The sequence below is a fragment of the Pseudoalteromonas sp. AWM4_233 genome, from assembly GCF_056158285.1.
Genome location: NZ_JBSWSZ010000028.1, coordinates 1 through 3640 on the forward strand (window position 1 = coordinate 1; position 3640 = coordinate 3640).

Sequence of the window (3640 nt, forward strand, 5' to 3'; positions counted from 1 at the left end):
ACAAACCATTGTCAAAGCCCATGAGCTGCTCTGGCACCACTTTATTGAACAACACGAAGAGCCGCCCAAGGAAATCGTGCTGGATTTTGACGGCACCGATATTCCGGTGCATGGGGATCAGCCGGGTAAATTCTTTAACCGGTATTACGACCATCACTGCTACTTCCCGCTTTACGTCTTCTGCGGCCGGCACTTGCTGGTGAGCTATCTGCGCACCAGCAACCGGGGTGATGCCCGGCACAGTTGGGCCATTCTGGCGCTGCTGGTGCGATTTATTCGCGAGTATTGGCCACAGACCCGGATCGTGTTCCGGGGCGACTCCCACTTCAGCAAGCCCCGACTGCTGGCCTGGTGCGATCGCAACCAGGTGGATTACATCGTAGGCATGGCCCGCAACCAGCGGCTGGAGGCGCTTGCCGCCCCAGCCATGGACAAAGTCCGGACCTACTACGAGGCTCATGGCCATAAGCTCGCCAGCACCTTCCGCTTCCGCTACAAAGCCCGAAGCTGGCATAAGCCACGCTGGGTGGTTGCGCGCCTGGAATATGGCCCTCAAGGCCCGAACCCCCGGTTCGTTATCAGCTCCCGCTACGATGACGGATTCAAGCTCTACTACGAACAGTATTGCGCACGGGGTGATATGGAGAACCGGATCAAGGATCAACAACTGGATCTGTTTGCCGGTCGCACCTCCAGCACACACTGGTGGACCAACCAGTGGCGGCTGATCTTATCCGGCTTCGCCTACACCCTGTTCGAGCGTTTGCGGGTGCATCTGAAAAACACGCCCTTCGAACGTATGAGTGCCGGCACCTTGCGCTTGAAGCTGATCAAGGTTGGCGCAGTCATCATCCGCAACACCCGCCGAATACGGGTGTTGATGAGTGATAGCTATCCACACAAGAACGATCTCTCAGCACTGGTTCAGCGCTTGGTGCCCCAGTAGATAATCGGGCTCCCCCGGCCCGATACCAATGGGGGAAAGGGGGAGTTGTGCCTGAATGCCGGAAACTGGCTAAATAATCGCCAACTTCGACCATGACCACTCGGATCTGGCACTACCAGGCTTGGTCTGCGAAGGTTGTTGGAGCACTATGAGAAATCCGGGCTAGCAGAGTCTGGTGAAGAGCCGTGTGGTCAGGATGATCGGGGCTCAGCGCCGGCACGGATGCCAGGCAAACGCGACACCTGCCCAGTGGTGTGACGCGCCAGGGAGAGGCCTGGCTCCTTTTCCCAGAGCTGTTTCACCATAACCTCAAATTTTGCGCAGTCTACAGATCAAGGGCTGAACGGGGATTAAAGCTTGAAAGCCGTCAGGTTTATTTGGAGGCTGTTACCTCCCAGTACTTATCGGTACCTCTATGCCCTGAACTGAGTGAGTTTCAGTCGAGGGAATAAACTTGTATGGTTTCCCATACCGGCCCATCCATAGGCTCATGGCATTCAATGACCTAGTGGAAGAGCTAGAGTGGAAGTTAGAGCAGGTGCCGGATGATACCGATGTTCTGATAAGTCATGGTCCAACACTACGCATCTTACCGAGGAACGAACTCACATCGGATGTCACGGCTTAGCACAAAGGGCCAATCAGCTGCTGCACCTCAAGGCACATACCTGTGGGCATACCCTTGAGTCTTATGGTTTTGAGGTGCGCGAATCAGATGGGGTAAGTTTGCGAACCAATTACATGTAATTCGCGATACAAGCGAGCCAGTCCATCCACCTATAATTGTTTGTCTGTGACTAAGTGACTAGGGTCGCAATTGGTTTCGAGTGAGGGAATGCAATGAAGCTCAAGGAAGTCCGCATCAGAAATTTTCGTGGCTACAAAGATGAGATTTCGGTCCCCTTTGACGATTTAACCACTTTGGTCGGAAGAAACGATGCGGGTAAGTCCACTATCTTGGACGCACTAGACATGTTTCTCAACGACGGGGCGCCGGATAAAGATGATGCTTGTAAATTCGGCAATCCAAAAGATCTAACAATCACATGCGTTTTTTCTGATTTGCCTGAGTCCGTAGTGCTCGATCAGACAGCCACGACTTCTTTTGATGCAGAATATTTGACTAACCAGCAAGGAATGCTGGAAGTCCGAAAAGACCTTCAATGGTGAACTCGAAAAGCCAAAGCTGAGCTCGTTATACGTAAACGCATATCACCCAACACACGTGCATGTGGCTACTCTGACAACTCTCAACAATACCGAGCTAAAACAGCTGGCGCAGGAACTCCGTGCTGATACAAGCAACGTTGACAAAAAGGTGAATGCGCAACTCCGTGAAGTTCTTCGAGGCTCGGTGAAAGAGCTGGGCCTTGCCCCTGTTTCGGTATCATTGATGGAAGGGAACGGGAGTAACATATGGAAAGGAATTCAAGCGGCTCTCCCCGCATTCGCCCTTTTCAAATCTGACAGATCAAGCACAGATCAGGACCCAGAAGCTCAGGACCCGTTGAAATCGGCTATCAAAGAGGCTCTTAAGTCAAAAGAGGCAGAACTCAATTTGATAACGGAGCATATTCAACAGGAGGTCAAGAAGATTGCTGATCTTTACTCTGGCAAAGCTTAAGGAAATGGACCCTACTCTGGCCTCCACACTAACACCCTCGTTCACGAAGCCCAACTGGAGCAGCCTCTTTAAGGCCAGTATCACGGGCGATGACGATATCCCCATAAACAAACGCGGCAGCGGAGTCCGGCGACTTATCCTGTTGAACTTCTTCCGGGCCAAGGCACAGAAGGCAATTGCAGAGCAGAGCAAGGCAAGTGTGATCATGGCGATTGAGGAACCTGAGACAAGTCAGCATCCTCGCAACCAGAGGCTGCTCGTTTCGGCTCTTACGGAGCTGGCAAGTACTGACCAAGTCATCATCACAACGCATACTCCAATGCTAGCCAGGGTTGTTCCTGCTGATTCCCTACGCTTCGTGACAGAGGGCGAGAACGGCGACAAAGACATTGCTATTGGCGGGACGGAAGAAACAAACGGTCAGGTGCTGTTCGGATTCTATCGTGTTTCCCTATTAACCTTAGCAATACGTAACTGAACGAATAAACGTGAGGCAACAAAGAGTACGTATTGCTAAGGTTAACGACGGTTAGATTCACCTCTTACACAGCACCTCGCTGTCTTGCACAGCAAAGCCTAGAGCAACCTTTTGCCCATCTTTCTTAGAACTGACGGTGATTTTTATTTCGCCTTTTTCGGTAAACTTAATTGCATTACCGACAAGGTTAATAAGAATTTGCCCTAATCGTAAAGGATCACCAATCAGGTTAATTGGTGTGTTTGGTTCAATATCAATGAGCAATTCGAGGTCTTTTTCTTGGATTTTAATAATGTTAATCGCAACAACATTGTCTAGCACTTCTTGGAGTGAAAACGGCACTTCTTCTAAAGACAATTTGCCGGATTCAATTTTAGAAAAGTCTAAAACATCATTGATGATGCCCAGCAAATTCTTTGCAGCCAGATCTATTTTATTAATGTAGTTATATTGCTGTTTTGTTAGTTCTGTTTTTAAAGCTAAATGGCTCATACCAATAATAGCATTCATAGGCGTACGGATTTCATGGCTCATGTTTGCCAAAAACTCTCCAGGTGCTGTGTAAGAGGTGAATCTAACCGTCGTTAACCTT

General features: G+C 50.0%; 6 protein-coding genes. 5 read left to right on the top strand and 1 reads right to left on the bottom strand.

Going from position 1 to position 3640, the window contains the following annotated elements; genetic code table 11:
• The 5 genes from ACXAC4_RS18875 to ACXAC4_RS18895 all read left to right on the top strand — a co-directional run.
• The coding region (locus ACXAC4_RS18875) for an IS1380-like element ISMaq3 family transposase (RefSeq protein ID WP_475164621.1) at positions 1 to 946 on the top strand (946 nt) is incomplete at its 5' end.
• A gap of 454 nt (positions 947 to 1400) precedes the next feature.
• A complete protein-coding gene (locus ACXAC4_RS18880) occupies positions 1401 to 1574 on the top strand; it encodes a hypothetical protein (RefSeq protein WP_475164625.1) in 174 nt (57 codons plus the stop codon).
• 212 nt (positions 1575 to 1786) lie between these two features.
• Positions 1787 to 2116, top strand: coding sequence for an ATP-dependent nuclease (locus ACXAC4_RS18885; protein WP_475164630.1), 330 nt, complete (start codon positions 1787 to 1789; stop codon positions 2114 to 2116).
• 61 nt (positions 2117 to 2177) lie between these two features.
• Complete coding sequence (locus ACXAC4_RS18890) at positions 2178 to 2570, top strand: hypothetical protein (RefSeq protein WP_475164631.1); 393 nt, start codon at positions 2178 to 2180, stop codon at positions 2568 to 2570.
• Positions 2542 to 3048, top strand: a complete 507-nt coding sequence (locus ACXAC4_RS18895) for an AAA family ATPase (protein ID WP_475164634.1) — start codon at positions 2542 to 2544, stop codon at positions 3046 to 3048. The genes ACXAC4_RS18890 and ACXAC4_RS18895 overlap by 29 nt, the downstream gene beginning before the upstream one ends.
• Positions 3049 to 3105: 57 nt before the next feature.
• Here the strand turns inward: ACXAC4_RS18895 and ACXAC4_RS18900 are convergent.
• On the bottom strand, positions 3106 to 3640 hold a 535-nt coding region (locus ACXAC4_RS18900; RefSeq protein ID WP_475164635.1), incomplete at its 5' end, for a histidine kinase dimerization/phospho-acceptor domain-containing protein.